Raw genomic sequence first — 15,685 nt, forward strand, 5'->3', positions numbered from 1 at the left:
CCGTCTCTCTCCCTCGTTTAATCGTGCGCTAATTTCGTAACCGCAACGAACCGATCGTACGCCTCGCTCCAAGTCGGTCCGTCCTGCGGCTCGTAAGTCGCGACCGGGAACGAATCCCGAATCGCCCGCCGCGCTTCCCAAATGTCCGCGAACGCGCCTTGAGCGATCCACTGGACCGCAAGGTTGCCGATCGCGCTGCCTTCCGCCGGACCGGCCCATACCGGTTTGCCGATCGCGTTCGCCGTCCATTGGCAGAGCAGCGTATTCTGAATACCGCCGCCAACCATATGCAACCCGTTGAACCGGTGCCCCGACAGCCGTTCCGTCATTCGCAATACATACCGATATTTTAACGCGAGACTTTCCATAATGCACCGTACGATTTGCGAGTGCGTCCGAGGAAGCTGTTGACCCGTTCTCCGGCAATAGTCCGCGATTCGCGACGGCATGTCGCCAGGCGGCAGGAACGTCTCGTCGTCCGGCTCGATGAACGCCTGGAACGCTTCCGCTTTCTCTGCCATGAGCACAAGCTCGGAGAACGAGTACGCGTGCCCTTCCCGTTCCCACTCCCGCCTGCATTCCTGCAAAATCCAAAGGCCCATAATGTTCTTGAGCAATCGGAACGTGCCGTACGCGCCGCCTTCGTTCGTGAAGTTCAGCTTTTGCGTCATCTCGCCTATGACCGGCATGTCGACTTCCGTGCCCATTAACGACCAAGTACCGCAGCTTAAATAAGCGAAAGATCGCTCCAACGCGGGCACAGCCACGACCGCCGAGCCCGTATCGTGCTCCGCGACCGCAGTCACGGGTATCGGCCCGACGCCGAGTTCCTCGCACACTGAAGCCCGCAATACGCCGGCATGGTCGCCGGGTTTAAGTGGCGCGCCGCCGAACCAAGACGCCGGGAGATCGAGCAGCTTCAACAATTCCGCGTCCCAACGGTCCGACACCGGATTGTATAGCTGCGTCGTCGTCGCGTTCGTGAACTCGTTGTGCATTTGCCCGGTTAGAAAGTAGCGAAGCAAGTCCGGGATCATGAGCATCCGGCTGCCTTCTTGGAGCAATGGAGAGTGTGCCGTCTTGAGCGCGTATAGCTGGAAAATCGTGTTGAATGGCAGAAATTGAATGCCCGTGCGCCCGAAAATAACGTTAGCGGGAACGCGAGTCAACAAGCTCTCCATCGCGCCTTCCGTATGCCGGTCGCGATAGTGGTACGGGTTGGCGAGCAGTTCGCCGCTCCGGCCGATGAAGCCGAAATCGACCGCCCAGGAATCGATGCCGATGCTCGCAGGCGTCACGCCTTGATGCTTCGCTTTCAGCAGCCCTTGCTTGATCTCGTGATACAGCCGCAGAATGTCCCAGTGCAGACGGTCGCCTACCTGTACCGGATCGTTGGGGAAGCGGTGCAATTCTTCGACTTCGATCTTGCCTTCGTTCAAGCGGCCGAGCAGCGCCCTGCCGCTGCTCGCCCCCAGGTCGAATGCGATCATGCTGGACACTTGCATCCCCCTCTCGCGCATTAATTGCCGCGTTTCGAAAGCACTTCGCGTTCGTAGGCTTTGACCTCTGCCAACCATTCTTCGCGAACCGGGACGCCTTGCGTGGCGCAATAGTAGTCCCATACCGCTCCGAACGGATACGATTTAAATTCCTCGGTTAACGCCAGACGCGTCGTATAGTCGCCATCGCGCTCCGCTTGCTTGAGCGCTTCGATCGGTTCGAGCATCGCGCGAAGCAGCGCTTTGATCGTGTTGCGCGTGCCGATAACCCATGCCGCTACGCGGTTAATGCTCGCATCGAAGAAGTCGAGGCCGATATGCGTAATGTCGAGCAATTCGCCGCGAACGAGCTCCCTGCCGATCTCGAGCAGCTCGTCGTCGAGCACGACGACGTGGTCGCTGTCCCAGCGCATCGGACGGCTGACGTGCAGCAGTATGCCGCTCGTGAACAACGACAGCGAGCTCAGCTTGTTCGAGATCACTTCCGTCGGATGGAAATGGCCGGCGTCCAGGCAGATCAGCTTATCGTTCCGAACGCCGTAGCCCATATAGAACTCATGGGAACCGACGACGAAGGCTTCCGAGCCGAGGCCGAACAGCTTGCTTTCCACGGCGTCCAGGTTGTGCGCCGGATTCAGCTCCTCCGAGAACACTTCGTCGAGCGCGGCTTTCAGACGCTTGCGCGGGCTTAGCCGGTCTGCCGGAACGTCCTTGTAGCCGTCCGGAATCCAGACGTTCGTCACGCAGGTTTGTCCCAACTGCTCGCCGAAGTACGCGCCGATGCGGCGGGAAGCTTGGCAATGCCGAATCCAGAAGCCGCGGATTTCGTCATCCGGATGGCTGAGCGTCAGCCCGTCCCTCGACTTTTCATGCGAGAAGCACGTCGGATTGAAGTCCAGCCCGAGCCCCTGCTCTTTCGCCCATGCGACCCACTTCTCATAATGCTTCGGCTCAAGCCGATCGATCTCTACTTTGTCGTCCGTATCGGCGTATATCGCGTGCAGGTTCACTTTATGTTTGCCGGGAATGAGCGAGAACGCCTTCTCCAGGTCCGCGCGAAGCTCCTCCGGCGTGCGCGCCGCGCCAGGATAGTTGCCGGTGACGGAGATGCCGCCGGTCAAATCCTGGTCCCGGTTCAGGAATCCGCGCACGTCGTCGCCTTGCCAGCAGTGCATCGATATCTTAATCGCGTGGAGCTTGGCCAGTACTTGCTCCACGTCGATGCCGTGTTTCGCGTATTGCGCCTTGGCGGCATCGTAATTCGCCTTCAATTGTTGATTGTCGGACATGCGCCTTACCCCCGTGTCGGTTCTGTTGAATCGGATAAACGACGACCCTTTGCTATTATCGGGTGAACGCCGCAGGCACGCCGCCGTCGATCGTCAGCATGCAGCCCGTCGTTTTGTCTGCTTTCGAAGAAGCGAAGAACGCGATGCCTTCAGCGATGTCTTTAGGAAAAATGTTAACGAGCAACGTCGTCCGCTTCCGATAATACTCTTCCAATTGATCCGGCTCAATCCCGTAGGCGGCGGCACGTTCGTTACGCCAGTTGCCGTTCCAGATCGCCGAACCTTGCAGAATCGCGTCCGGGAGAATCGTATTGACGCGAATGCCGAATTCGCCGCCTTCCGCCGCGATGCAACGGGCGAGGTGCGCTTCCAGCGCTTTAGCCGCACTGTACGCCGTCGCGTTCTTGCCGGCGTAGACGGAGTTTTTGGAGCCGATGAATACCATGTTGCCGCCGATCGCTTGCTGCTTCATCAGCTTGAACGCTTCGCGGGCGACGAGGAAGTAGCCGGTGCCGAGCACGTTCATGTTCAGGTTCCATTCCTTGAGCGACGTCTCGTCGAACGGACTGGACGTGGCGAGACCCGCGTTGTTGACGATGATGTCGACGCCGCCGTAGACGAGCGCGGTTTCCGAGTAAGCCGCTTGCACCGCTTCTTCGCTCGTGACGTCCATCTTTACGGCAAGCGCGCGGTTCTCGCCGTACTTGGCGTTGATCTCCGCAGCGACTTTCTGCGCTCCTTCAAGGTTCAGGTCGGCCAGCACGACGTGCGCGCCTTCCGATACGAGGCGACGAGCCGTCTCGCTCCCGATGCCGCCTGCGCCGCCGGTAATGAAGGCGACTTTGCGGCTGAACTCGGCCTCCGGCGGAGCAAGGGAAAGCTTGTAAAGCTCCAGCGGCCAATATTCGACGTTGTAGGATTCGTTCTCGCTCAGCGACACGAAATGACCGAGCGCCGTAGCTCCGCGCATAACCGCGATCGCGCGGTGGTACAGCGCGCCGCTTACTTGCGACATCGCCCAGCTTTTGCCGGTATTGATCATGCCGACGCCAGGAATAAGGATGACGCGCGGCGCGGCTTCGAACATGACGTCGCCTTCGTTCTTATTGCGCGCGAAGTAGGCTTTGTAGTCTTCTTTGTATGCGGCGACGCCTTCTTTCAGCTTCTGCTTAAGGCCTTCGACGTCATCGGCGTTCGGCGTCCAGTCGATGAACAGCGGAACGACCTTCGTGTGTACGAGGTGGTCCGGGCAAGCAGCGCCGACTTGGGAAAGCTTCGCGGAATCATCGCCACCGACGAATTGTAATACGTCGTCCGCGTCGTCGAACGACAGGATCATTTTCTTCGCGTCGCTCACCGCGCCGCGCAGCGTCGGCATCACTTGCGAGACGATGCTTCTGCGAATGTCCGCAGGGAGCGCAGCGTGCTTCTGACCGCCGAACAGCTTCGCTTCGTTTACTCGAGCCTCGATGAACGCCTCCGCTTCGCTAATGATTCGAATCGTCTGCGCGTAGCATTGCTCGCTCGTATCGCCCCACGTGACGAGACCGTGTTTCTCCATCAGTACGAGTTCGGCTTTCGGGTTGGCGAGGACGCTTTCGGCGATCATCTTGGATAGCGCGAAGCCCGGGCGGATGTAAGGCACCCAGACGAATCGGTCGCCGAACATTTCCCGCGCGAGCGCTTTGCCGTTATCCGCGCAGCAAAGGCTGATGATCGCGTCCGGATGCGTGTGATCCACGTGCTTGAACGGCAGGAACGCATGCAGCAACGTCTCGATCGAGGCGCGGGGATGCTTCGCGTCGATCATGCAGTTCGCGAGGTAGGCGACCATGTCCTCGTCGGACATTTCCGGTTTCTCGAACAGCGGACGGATATCGTCCATTCGCAAGCCCGTGAAATTGCCGGCTTTCATCGACGCGAGGTCGGAGCCGGAGCCTTTGACGTACATCACTTCGACGTCGCGGCCGCGAAAATCCTTCTCGATCGTCTTCGTCGACGTGTTGCCGCCGCCCCAGTTGCAGACGCGGCGATCCGCACCGATGATGTTCGATCGATAGACGAGCTGCTCCAGTCCGGATTGCAATTGCGATGCTTTCGATGATTCCCACGAGCTTTGTACCACGATATGTCCCTCCGAATGTGTTTGTTTATGATTGAAATTGATTGGTTTCAGTCTATCATATTTGTTTTTGTTTGAAAATAAAGAAATCGGGCGCAAATAAAGATTTGTATCCTTCCGCTTCAAGCATGGGCTTGCAGCGGTAGAGTTACCAACACGGTAATTGGAGTAATCGTAATCACACGTATTTCACCAGCCCCGACTTGTTCGGGGCTTTTTTGCGTTCAGATTGCCGAGTCCTGCAAATGCGCAGGTAAATTGCGCTAAATGCGCAATCAAGCTAACAATAGCTGTAAGAGTGCGGGTAATTCGTTTCGTACAACACCAGATTGATGTCATCACCGCGTAATGACTGTATACTTGCAGGAAGGGTCATTTAACGCGATTTACCAAGCTCGCAAACTGCATCATTGCAGGTCTTTCTTTCCACCTCAGTGGCGATTACCTGTGATAAATCCGTTCAAAAGTCTTATGAGGTTGTACGGTGCTGATTATTTACATGAAATACCGTACAAAGTGTCATATGAGATTGTTTAGTACGGATAGTTTGCATGAAAAATCGAACATAAAAAACCAGTCCCGCCTAAGCGGAACTGGCATTAGACCGCGCCTTACACCGACTGCTGCAGCAGAGCCTTATTCGGCAAGTAATGCAACGCCGTGATGCGGCGAATCGTGCGCGTCTTCGCGCGCATGACGATCGAGTGCGTCTCCGCGCGATCGCCCTGCAGGTAGCGCACGCCGCCGAGAAATTCGCCCGGCGTGACGCCCGTCGCGACGAATATAACGTCGTCGCTGCCGACCATATCCTCCATCGTAAGCACTTTGTACGGATCCTCGATGCCCATTCGAATGCATCTGGCGTATTCCCTCGCGTCGGACGGCATGAGCCGGCCTTGGATTTCCCCGCCCAGGCATTTCAGAGCGGCGGCGGCGAGCACCCCTTCCGGCGCTCCCCCCGAACCGACGTACAGATCGATGCCGGTTTCCGCGAACGCGGGCGCCATCGCCCCTGCCACGTCGCCGTCGGACAGGAATTTAATCCTTACCCCGGCTTTCCTCAGCGTCTTCACGACCGATTCGTGCCTGATCCGATCCAGGATCATAACGGTCAGTTCGGGCACCTGCTTATCCAATATTTCCGCTGCCCGCGCAAGCGTAAGCTCTAACGGATCGGTGAGCTTCAGCCTGCCGACGAGCGCGGGTCCGACCGCGAGCTTCTCCATATACATGTCCGGAGCGTGAAGCAGGTTACCTTTGCTTGCGACGGCAATGACGGACATCGCGTTGTTCAATCCTCTCGCCACGATCTCCGTCCCTTCAAGCGGATCGACAGCAACGTCGACGTCCGGACCATTGCCGTTGCCGAGACGTTCGCCGATATACAGCATCGGAGCCTCGTCCATCTCCCCTTCCCCGATGACGACTTCCCCGCGGATTTCGACCGAATCGAACATTCTGCGCATCGCATTCGTCGCGGCTCCGTCCGCGTTGATCTTATCCCCTCTGCCCATCCATGGCGCGGAAGCCAGTGCCGCCAGCTCGGTTACGCGAACGATTTCCAAAGCCAATTCCCTCTCCATGAGAATCCCCCATTCGGATCGCTAATATCTTTATTGTATATCATATATTTATTTATGACACAATATATAAATGATTTTCGCCTTATTTAATGTGTCTAATTAAGAGCGAACAACAAAAAAATCCCCCGGTGCTTTGCCGAGAGATTCTTCCATTTATTTGAAGTTCAAAGTCACTTGGATGATTTCAGACCTGCTTCCGACGCGGATCGGCGGCCCCCATAACCCGAAGCCCGAGGAGACGATCACGTGCATCGCATGTTTGCGCATATAGCCCCAATCCAGCTCGAAAACCCTTCTCGTGATCCAATGGTTCGGCGCGAATTGCCCGCGATGCGTATGCCCGCTCAACATGAGATCCACCCCGGCGTCGGCGGCTTGCTGGAACATCGTCGGCTGGTGGTCCAGCAGGATGATCGGCTTCGTATGGTCCAATCCCTCTACGAGCTCGGCAACCGCCTTACGTCCTCCGAGCCGCGGCGATTCGGCCGTCTTGTCCTTGCGGCCGACGATATAGAGCGAATCGGCGATTTCCTCCGTCTCGTCCTGTATGACGCGTATGCCGACCTTGCTCATTTCCTCGATATATTCGGGAATATGGCCGCCGTAATACTCATGGTTGCCCAGCACGGCGTACACGCCATGCTTTGCCCGAAGCCTTCCGAGCGTCTTGCTCATGTCGTTGCGCAGGAACGGCTCGATCGAATCGTCGATCACGTCGCCGGGAAGCAAGATCAAATCCGGGTTCATCGCATCTACTCTTTCGACCAGCTTTCGCAAATGGCGATTGCCGATCACGTTGCCGAGATGGATGTCCGAAGCGACCGCGATCGTCCACGACTTCGCCGCGCCGCCTGCTTTGTCGATCTCGAGCTCGTACTGGCGAACGACCGGCGAGAACGCGTTGCGCGTACCGACCGCGAGCAGCAGGACGAACAGGACGATAACGACGGCGCCTGCACCCTTGACGTACGCATCGACGTTGGCGCCTGCCGCATAAACCGCGAGACCCGCAACATCGGCGACCAAAGCAAAGATTACGGCCATCTCGAACAGAAAAATATAGTACGAACCGACGATTTTGAGCAGACGTCCGATGGGCGCTAGCGCCTTAGGCAGCTTGAACCTCGCAACGACGTAAGCGAAGGCGATCACGAACAAAACCGACCAGAACCATCCGGGAGAATACGGCAAATCCGTTGCATCCAACCATTCCGTCGCATTCCATCCGATAAACAGATTCAACGCGGCGAATGCCGATAATACAAGCGACAAAATGACGATAAAACGAGGATGAAAAGCCATCGGCCGCGTGCTCCCTGCCATTTATCATTTAGCAACCATAATCTGCAAATATTATAGCACAGATAAGCGTCAGTTCTCGTATTCGGTTACTCTTTTATCGGAAGAAATAGTAGATTAATAGGCAGATTGCTGCCCGGCGCCGGCGTGAAAGTAATCGTCACCGTCTCCGGGTCAAGTCCCGTCCGATGAAGCACCGAAGCCTCGTTGGAATTGTTCAGTACCGTATTCGTCGTCGTATAGATCACTTTGCCGTTGACATCGAACGCTCCCGCGTAAAACCCGCCTCGCGGATTGATCGCGATCACCGTATTCGGCAGGACGTGATTCAGCCGGATCGAATAGACGACGCCGTAATTGCCGTCGTCGTATGTCGAATAACCTCCCACCTGATCGACTCCCTTCAGCCAAGGATCGATCATGTTGTCTCCGAATAACATTCTAGCTCTTTGGTCCCCTAGCGGTTCATCTACTTCAATCGTTCTGAAAGCTCGTTCGAACGTTCCTCGGATATGTCCGTTCGCCTGCATGACGGCAAGCGACGGCAACGACGAGAATACGTCCTTGCCAGCGTCGACGGCAACGAACCGCAGTTTTATCGGTTGGTCGGAATTCAAGTCCGCGTAACTCGAGAACACCTGTCCCGGCTCAAGCGTTTTAGCGCTAATTTCCGGGAATACAATGCGGCTCTCGCCCGCCGGGATCGTAAGAAGCGATGATTGACCGGACTTCCTGGCTTCCAAATATTTGCCGACAGACGCTTTGCCCGCAACGTACACATACCGATGAGGACCGCCGATGCCGATCGGACCCATCGTGACGTTAGCGGTTGCTGCGCTCGTATTCGTCGCGATCACGTAAATTTTCGCCGGCGTCGAACGTTTATTCTGTTTGTGCACGAGAAACCTGACGTAGCCGGACAAATGATCCGCCTCGTAATAAATCCCTTCCTCTACGATAGATTCCGGGCTATCGTCGACGACAAGCGTGGATTGACTTCCATCGGTAAAGCGATAATCGAGCATTCTATACTCAAGCACGCCTGCTCCGTCCAGCGTTAGTTTAGCGCCGATCGGCGTATGCAGCAGGTCGAATTCCGTCTTCGTGTACGCGATTTCGTCCAAGATCGTAATCGTCTTGGAGTATTCGCTCGTCGCGCCGTGAACATCCGTTACGCGAAGCGTAATCGTCTTTTCGCCCGGCTGGAAAAAGCCGTCCTGCTTGTTCGTCCACGCTCGGCTGGCGATCGCGTTCTCATCGTCCGTAGAGCGATCCGAATACGCGATATACTCGCCGATCTTGTAGGCACCCTTCAACAGGGCGAACATGGCTGTCGGCGGCTCGTTCGGCGGTTTCACGTTAACAACGACCGAATAAGGATCGCTCCACACGCCTTTCTCGTCCTTCACGCGACGGGTGACCGTATAGCTGCCTTGCTTATCGAATATCGCGTATTGATTCTCCCACTTTTCTTCCACGATCGCGTAGCCCCGAGGATGGAATGCTTCGTCCTTATAGGCGATTTCCGTCTGCGTCGCGTAAGGATTCGTGTCCGACACGCTGAACTTGGCTACCGGCTTCATGCTCCAATTCAACTCGATCCGCTTCGCGGAAGGAACGTCGGTCAACTCGATGCCGAAGCTGTTCGCCACCGTTTTCAGCGGAACCATTAATGTCCCTTTTTCTAAGTATGGAGCTCCGATACCGGTCTTCTTCACTCCGTTCAACCGATAATGGCGATCGTTGACAACGAAGCCGAGCTTGGTCGCGTCCTGCTGAATAATATACTGCTTGGATGCCGCTTCGTACGTAATCGTGCCGTACAGCTCCTTGGCGATCGACTTCGCGGCAATGTAGGTCACGCCTTTCTTGACGACGAGCGGCTGAGCTGCCGCGACTTTAACGCCATTATGGATGATGACATTCGTTCCGCGCTTCAAAATGATTAGTTCTTGTCCCGTAGGGCTTGGTTCGGCGAAAATCGGCGCGGGCGCCATAAGTAGGATGAGTACGGCTAGCGTAACTTTTCGAATGATATGGTTCATGCTTAGTCCCCGTCATGTTTGTCTTTTGTCATTGAAGTTAACTCTATTAACGCGTTTATTCGTCGCAAAGTTGCGAGATTCGACGAAATGGCCGCGCTAAAAAGCCCCGGCGCTCGTACCGGAGCGATTACAGCTTTTTGAGCATCCGTACGTGCAATATTCCCGCGTCCAGGAAAGGTTCGTCCGACACCGTGTCGTATCCTAGCTTCCGATAGAAAGCTTCGGCGGAACACTGAGCGTCGAGCAGCGAAGAATGGTAGCCGCTCGCTTTCGCGTCGTCTTCCATCGATTCCAGCAGCTTAGAACCGTATCCCCTGCCTCTGTAGGACTTCAATACCGCGATTCTTTGCATTTTGGCGACGCCGGGCTCGTACGTTTTCCAACGGCCGGTCGCAATGGCTTGTCCGTCCACGGTAAGCAGATGATGTCTTCCCGCTTCCGGAGTCGCGTCGTACTCGTCCTTCTCCAAGTCGGCAGGTACCCCTTGCTCGTCCACGAATACGGTCATTCGAATCGCAAGCGCTCGGCGAAGCATCTCTTCTGTCGTTATTCGCATCACTTTCATCTCGCTTCACGCCTTCTCTTCATGATGTACAAGCTGATCCAGTTGTTTGATCAATTCGCTCTCCGCGAAGCCTTCCCCGATAAAGACAGCCACGTCATGGACCGGCTTCTGCGGCGTAATTCGCATAAAGTCGGTTGCCTTGTACGCGTATTGGAACAGGAACTGACCCGTCGTATCCGAGAAAGTAACGATTCCTTTGGCCCGGTATACGCCTTCGGGCAGCCCCGCGAGCAAAGCCTCGAACGCCCTGCTGTCGATCGGCTTGCTCAGATAGTACGTTAAAGCGTTGACATGGTCGTGCGAGTGCTCGCGGAAATGGCGACCATGCGAACAATGCTCATCGCACGTATGCGCTTCGTCTATCTCGCTATGGCGAACCCGGTCCTCGCCGCTATAGAGAAGCTTGGCGTCGACGTCCGCCCTAACCGCTGGAATGACGGGAGCGTTGGCGTTCCAATCCTTCAGCGCTTCTAATAGCTCCTCTTGCTCCGCGGGACCGATTAAATCCGTCTTGTTCAAGACGAGCACGCTCGCCGCGCGTATTTGATCGACCATCAGTCTCAGCGTTCGGCCCGCGCCGACGCGGACGCGATCCAGCAGATGGCGGGCGTCCACGACGGTAACGATGTCGCGAAGCGCCGCGCGCTCGTACAACGAGGCTTCGGCAACGCCGTCCATAATGTCGAGCGGCTGCGCGATGCCCGTAGACTCGATCCAGACGACGTCCGGCCGGTGTTCCCGCACGATGCGCACGAGCTCCATGGCGACATCGCCTTTGAGCTGGCAACAGATGCAGCCGCCGAGCATTTCCGCCATCGGAACGTCTCCGCCGATTAACTCGGCTTCCACGTTCGCTTCGCCGACTTCGTTCAGGAGAACGGCGATTTTGAGTCCCCGCTCCTTCGCGTCCGAGACGAGTTTATTGAGCAGCGTCGTTTTGCCGCTGCCTAGGAATCCGGTCAGAATCGATACCGGCACGATGTTCTCGTTCATGAATAGCTCCTTCTGTCTGCTCGCATTCATCGTAATCGTCAAGAAAGATATCGGGTACTGCCGTAAGAATCGAGAAAATACGTTTTCGCCCGCTCTCTCATCTCGTCGTCGAACCCGCGGAGATCGTTCAGCAGCGCGAACCGGTCGCTCTCTTCTTTCTCTCCGCCGGCGTACAAAAGCCATTGCGCCAGATCGTGCGCCGCGCGCCCCCTGTCGAACGAATGATGATACCAGAGCGATGCGCGTTCCAAATACGGTTGAGGCTCGAACGGGTTCATCTCGATCGCCTTCGTGAAAGAAGCGATCGCATCGTCGTGCCGATCCAACTGATTATAGACGACGCCTAGGTTATAATGCCCCTGCGGATCGTCGGGTACGAGCTGGGCATAGACCCGGGAGTCCGCGAGCGCCGAATCCAAGTCTTCGAGGCGGAAATGGATAAAGCCTCGGAACCACGTTAACCGCGGGTTGTTCAGATCGATCTGCAGTCCGCGGTTGCAATCCTCCAACGCTTCGGCAAGCTTGCCGGAGGCGAACCGGCACCTGGCTCTCCGCTCGTAGATTTGCGGATTATCGGGCTCCAAGGCGAGAGCGCGCGTATAGGAGGCTTCGGCGAGCTCCCAGTTCTCCATGCCGACGTACAGCTCGCCGAGCGCAAAGCTTGTTCGGCTCTCCTGAGCGAGACGTTCATCCAGCGCGATCGCCGATTGGATATCCATCATCGCTTCTTCATGGCGGTCCGCCATGTAACGGGCGAAGCTTCTGCGCATATAAAATTCGGCGGATTGCTCCAGCTCGAGCGCTTTCGTGTAAGCTTCATCGGCTTCCCCGTACTGATCCGCGTCGATAGCCAGTTCCGCTCGCTGCTTCCAATTCAGCGGATCGTCCGGTTCCCGCTCCGTCAGATCCCGGCTTAACGTCCGGGCGTCCTCGGACATACCGGCTTCCCGGTAGACGTCCGCGAGCCAATATTGGACGACGCGGTTATCCGGTACTTGAGCCCTTGCCCTAATCAGCGTCCGAATCGCCTCCTGCAGCTTGCCCTGCATCCGATAGGTCGAGCTAAGCTCCATGGACGCGGGCAACCAATGCGGATGAGCTTCTTCGAGCTTCCGCAACTGCGACTCCGCTTCCGCATAACGGCTTAGCATGCGGTTCAGGCTCGCCTGCTTGAGCAACAGCTCCGGGGCAGCCGGGTGAACGAGCAGCGCTTGCTCGATCGAAGCTAACGCATCCTCGGGCTGCCCGTTCAGTTCAAGCAGCCGGGATTCGAACAAGCGAAAGCCGAATTCGGCTTTCGCGCCTTGAATGAAGCTGGCGACCGCCGCATGGGAATAGTTCGTGCGGGTCTTCATGAGCGCTGCGCCCTGATCGGCTAGCTTCTCCCACTGCTCCAGCATGTCAATTCCCGCCCGCAGCGTCGCCAGCGCTTCGTCGGTACGCTCCAGCTTCTCCAGCGCCTGCGCTTGCCGATAATAATAATGCGGTATCGCCCGGTTCGGATCGCGCGAAGCCTGACGATAGCAGCGCTCCGCCTCGGCGTAATGGCCGAGCTTCATATGGACGTTGCCAAGCTCGTAGAACGTCGAGGCTCTAGAATCTTCCCGGCGCAGGAGCGCTTCCTCGAAATCGCGAATAGCTTGGTCGTATTGTCCGAGATCATGATGCGTGATCGCCCTCGTATACCAATAGAGATAAGGACTAGGGTCAAGGCGAATAGCCGCGTTCAGATCGGATATCGCCTGATGCTCCTGGCCGAGCTCATTGTAGATGTGGGCGCGGCGTTCGTAAGCCTGCGGGTTTTCTCTTGCGCTTAACAGCTTGCCGAGGACGACGAGCGCTTGATCGGAGTGCCCGGTATCGTGAAGCAGCCCGGCGTACTCGATCTGTTCCTCCTCCGTCATGGAGGCGGTGCCCCATCTTTCGTACCATACGAGCGCTTGCTTCAGCCTTTGTTGCCGATGCAGCTTCTTCGCCATTCTCCGGGACCATCTTCTGAACATGCGCATCCCCTCCTTGTCGGCGTCGTATAGATACTCCCGTAACCGTAAGCAAAAGCTGCCGAACGATTCGGCAGCTTCTGAAAGAGTTCCTATCTCTCGGACGTCTCGGCTGCTTCCTCGATCGCGAATTCGAAATCGTCGATATCGAACAGTTGAACCGAAATGCCGTTCTGAATGACTTTATCCTGAAACTCGATCTGATCGGTCAGAATCGGGCTTTCCATTCTCTGAGCGAGCAGGATGACTTCCGTCTCGATCGGATCGAATACTTCCCCGAACTGCATATTCTCCGACGTGTTCACGACGACGAACGTTACGTTCTCGTTGATCGGCAACGGAGGACTTTCCCTCCATGGCGCGATGAGCGCCCGCTCCAGCTTCTTCTTGTTGAACGGGTCCTCGAAGAACGCGATCATTTCCCCGATTTTCTGCTTCACGTGCGCATCGTCGTCCTTCTCCGGCATGACCGGTTCCGGACTGTCTTTCATATCGTAAAGCTCCATTACCGTCGTATATGGAATTCTATATTCGACTGGCCGTTTCGGCAGAAGCAGTTGCCCATAGATGGCGATCATGACCGCCTCGATGACAAAACGCCGACTCATCTTAAGCAATTCCCTCCCATAATACATCGCGAAGCCGTTTGACTGGCTTTCATTATATCACATGCGCCGACGGCTGTCGCCGTACTTGCGAACAACGATGATGGGACGAACGACCGTCCTTTGGGGTATAATATTCGAAGATTGCGCACCATATTTCTCGTCGATTAGGGGTGTCGCCTTATGCCACAGTTGTCTTTTGCGTATTATACGCAGATCGAGTCCCCGGAGTCTGAGCGTCTGTTCCGGGACGAGATGAACGCCTCCGGCTATTTCGCTTTTTACGCGTTCGCGGAGCAGTTCCGTGAAGGATTGCGTCAGTACGACGAAACTCGGATCGAACTTTATGGCCGCTTGCTTGCGAGAGGGCGCGGGCTATTCCCCGACCCGGCGCGGTTCAGTCCGTCGTTCGACGAGCTATGGGACGAATTCGAAGGCATCTATCGCGCCAAAAACGAAGCCATAGCCGCGATTCCCGCCGCCGAGCGCAACGGCGAATGGCAAGTGCTGATCGACAATCCTTATTCCACTGGGCAAGTCGTCTGTTATCCGGGACTCTCTTTCATCGAGGCCGCGTATTTATACGGATATTTTCAACGAGAATTAAAGCCGAACGAGTTGTTGCGCCTGCAACGGATCACGCACTGCTTAGCCGTGCGCGGCAGCGCGGAACAATCGTTCTTCCCCAGCACTTCATAGATCTCTAGACAAGAACGGAGCGAGCCGCTATAACGACAGCTAAGCGATTCGACGAAGCTGCGCTGACAGCGTTCGAGCAACGATTAACCCGGCACAAAATCGATCATTGCCAAATCGTGCAGCACGGGAGAACGTTACTCTCCTACGCGCGGAACAATCAGTCGGCCCATAAACTGCACAAAATCAATTCCGTCACGAAAAGCGTCGTCTCCCTCCTGATCGGAATCGCCGTCGAACGGGGCGAAATCGCAAGCATTCGCCAGCCGATCGCCGATTACTTCCCGGAAGTCCGTCATTCGGACAAGGCCGACGTCACGCTCGAGCATCTGCTGACGATGGCACCCGGTTGGGAGTGGCCCGAGATGGGAGATTGGGGCGGCCGGCCGTTCCCGATGATCAACAGCATGGACTGGGTACGCTTTATCTTCGATCGGCCGATGACCCACAAACCCGGAACCCGAATGGCTTACGATTCGGGCAGCTCCCACCTGCTAAGCGCGATATTGCAGCAGGCGACCGGCCTCACGACGTCAGCTTACGCGGAGCAACACTTGTTTCATCCGCTCGGCATCGAGCGCTATCGGTGGTACGCGGATTCGAACAACATCGTCATCGGCGGTTTCGGACTCGAAGTCGTCGGACCGGATCTCGCGAAACTCGGGTTGCTTGCGCTTCGGAACGGCCAGTGGAACGGCAAACAGCTCGTCCCTTCCGCCTGGATCGAAGCGACGACGGAGCCCCGTCATCATACGTACGACCACATTGGCTCCTACGCCTCGCATTGGTGGGTCATGACGGACGAGCGCCGCAATCCTGTTTGCCCTCGCATTTACTTCGCGATGGGATACGGCGGCCAATACATATTCGTCGTGCCGGATTTGGAATTGGTCGTCACGTTCGCCAGTACGCTGTATAAATCGACGTTCCTTCCGATGCGCCTGTTCCGCGAAATGATGGACGTATAACGCGAAACCCCCGTTGCACTG

Annotated in this window: 12 protein-coding genes; 2 read left to right on the plus strand and 10 right to left on the minus strand. The window is 56.5% G+C overall.

Annotation, left to right across the window (positions count from 1 at the left end):
* Positions 1-17: 17 nt before the first annotated feature.
* The 10 genes from COHPA_RS0103090 to COHPA_RS0103135 form a co-directional block, all read right to left on the minus strand.
* Positions 18-1,490, minus strand: a complete 1,473-nt coding sequence (locus tag COHPA_RS0103090; RefSeq protein ID WP_027084734.1) for a rhamnulokinase — start codon at positions 1,488-1,490, stop codon at positions 18-20.
* A 29-nt stretch (positions 1,491-1,519) separates the two neighbouring features.
* Complete coding sequence (gene rhaA, locus COHPA_RS0103095; protein ID WP_027084735.1) at positions 1,520-2,788, minus strand: L-rhamnose isomerase; 1,269 nt, start codon at positions 2,786-2,788, stop codon at positions 1,520-1,522.
* 55 nt (positions 2,789-2,843) lie between these two features.
* Positions 2,844-4,913: a bifunctional rhamnulose-1-phosphate aldolase/short-chain dehydrogenase gene (locus COHPA_RS0103100; RefSeq protein WP_027084736.1), complete on the minus strand. Its 2,070-nt coding sequence runs from the start codon at positions 4,911-4,913 to the stop codon at positions 2,844-2,846.
* Between the two features lie 608 nt (positions 4,914-5,521).
* Positions 5,522-6,493, minus strand: coding sequence for a class II fructose-bisphosphatase (gene glpX, locus COHPA_RS0103105; RefSeq protein WP_027084737.1), 972 nt, complete (start codon positions 6,491-6,493; stop codon positions 5,522-5,524).
* Between the two features lie 153 nt (positions 6,494-6,646).
* Positions 6,647-7,795 carry a metallophosphoesterase gene (locus COHPA_RS0103110; RefSeq protein ID WP_027084738.1) on the minus strand — a complete coding sequence of 383 codons (1,149 nt, stop codon included), beginning with the start codon at positions 7,793-7,795 and terminating at the stop codon, positions 6,647-6,649.
* 86 nt (positions 7,796-7,881) lie between these two features.
* Entirely contained in the window at positions 7,882-9,837 is a 1,956-nt protein-coding gene (locus tag COHPA_RS0103115) for a stalk domain-containing protein (protein WP_027084739.1), read from the minus strand.
* 127 nt (positions 9,838-9,964) lie between these two features.
* Positions 9,965-10,402 (minus strand): GNAT family N-acetyltransferase, encoded by a 438-nt coding sequence (locus tag COHPA_RS25925; protein ID WP_027084740.1) that lies wholly within the window; start codon positions 10,400-10,402, stop codon positions 9,965-9,967.
* Positions 10,403-10,408: 6 nt separating this feature from the next.
* Positions 10,409-11,395 carry a CobW family GTP-binding protein gene (locus COHPA_RS0103125; protein WP_027084741.1) on the minus strand — a complete coding sequence of 329 codons (987 nt, stop codon included), beginning with the start codon at positions 11,393-11,395 and terminating at the stop codon, positions 10,409-10,411.
* Between the two features lie 38 nt (positions 11,396-11,433).
* Positions 11,434-13,398 carry a tetratricopeptide repeat protein gene (locus COHPA_RS0103130; protein ID WP_027084742.1) on the minus strand — a complete coding sequence of 655 codons (1,965 nt, stop codon included), beginning with the start codon at positions 13,396-13,398 and terminating at the stop codon, positions 11,434-11,436.
* Positions 13,399-13,487: 89 nt separating this feature from the next.
* Entirely contained in the window at positions 13,488-14,003 is a 516-nt protein-coding gene (locus COHPA_RS0103135; protein ID WP_027084743.1) for a hypothetical protein, read from the minus strand.
* A 180-nt stretch (positions 14,004-14,183) separates the two neighbouring features.
* Here COHPA_RS0103135 and COHPA_RS0103140 point away from each other — a divergent pair, with 180 nt between their 5' ends.
* Together COHPA_RS0103140 and COHPA_RS0103145 are read left to right on the plus strand one after the other, a co-directional pair.
* Positions 14,184-14,699, plus strand: coding sequence for a hypothetical protein (locus COHPA_RS0103140; protein WP_027084744.1), 516 nt, complete (start codon positions 14,184-14,186; stop codon positions 14,697-14,699).
* A 116-nt stretch (positions 14,700-14,815) separates the two neighbouring features.
* Complete coding sequence (locus COHPA_RS0103145) at positions 14,816-15,664, plus strand: serine hydrolase domain-containing protein (protein WP_027084745.1); 849 nt, start codon at positions 14,816-14,818, stop codon at positions 15,662-15,664.
* Positions 15,665-15,685 lie beyond the last annotated feature (21 nt).

It is taken from the genome of Cohnella panacarvi Gsoil 349 (assembly GCF_000515335.1).
GTDB lineage: Bacteria > Bacillota > Bacilli > Paenibacillales > Paenibacillaceae > Cohnella > Cohnella panacarvi.

Coding starts and splice junctions, on each gene's coding strand:
- COHPA_RS0103090 (WP_027084734.1), bottom strand. CDS start 1,490: ATGATCGCATTCGACCTGGGGGCGAGCAGCGGCAGGGCGCTGCTCGGC.
- rhaA (WP_027084735.1), bottom strand. CDS start 2,788: ATGTCCGACAATCAACAATTGAAGGCGAATTACGATGCCGCCAAGGCG.
- glpX (WP_027084737.1), bottom strand. CDS start 6,493: ATGGAGAGGGAATTGGCTTTGGAAATCGTTCGCGTAACCGAGCTGGCG.
- COHPA_RS0103110 (WP_027084738.1), bottom strand. CDS start 7,795: ATGGCTTTTCATCCTCGTTTTATCGTCATTTTGTCGCTTGTATTATCG.
- COHPA_RS0103115 (WP_027084739.1), bottom strand. CDS start 9,837: ATGAACCATATCATTCGAAAAGTTACGCTAGCCGTACTCATCCTACTT.
- COHPA_RS25925 (WP_027084740.1), bottom strand. CDS start 10,402: ATGAAAGTGATGCGAATAACGACAGAAGAGATGCTTCGCCGAGCGCTT.
- COHPA_RS0103125 (WP_027084741.1), bottom strand. CDS start 11,395: ATGAACGAGAACATCGTGCCGGTATCGATTCTGACCGGATTCCTAGGC.
- COHPA_RS0103130 (WP_027084742.1), bottom strand. CDS start 13,398: ATGTTCAGAAGATGGTCCCGGAGAATGGCGAAGAAGCTGCATCGGCAA.
- COHPA_RS0103135 (WP_027084743.1), bottom strand. CDS start 14,003: ATGAGTCGGCGTTTTGTCATCGAGGCGGTCATGATCGCCATCTATGGG.
- COHPA_RS0103140 (WP_027084744.1), top strand. CDS start 14,184: ATGCCACAGTTGTCTTTTGCGTATTATACGCAGATCGAGTCCCCGGAG.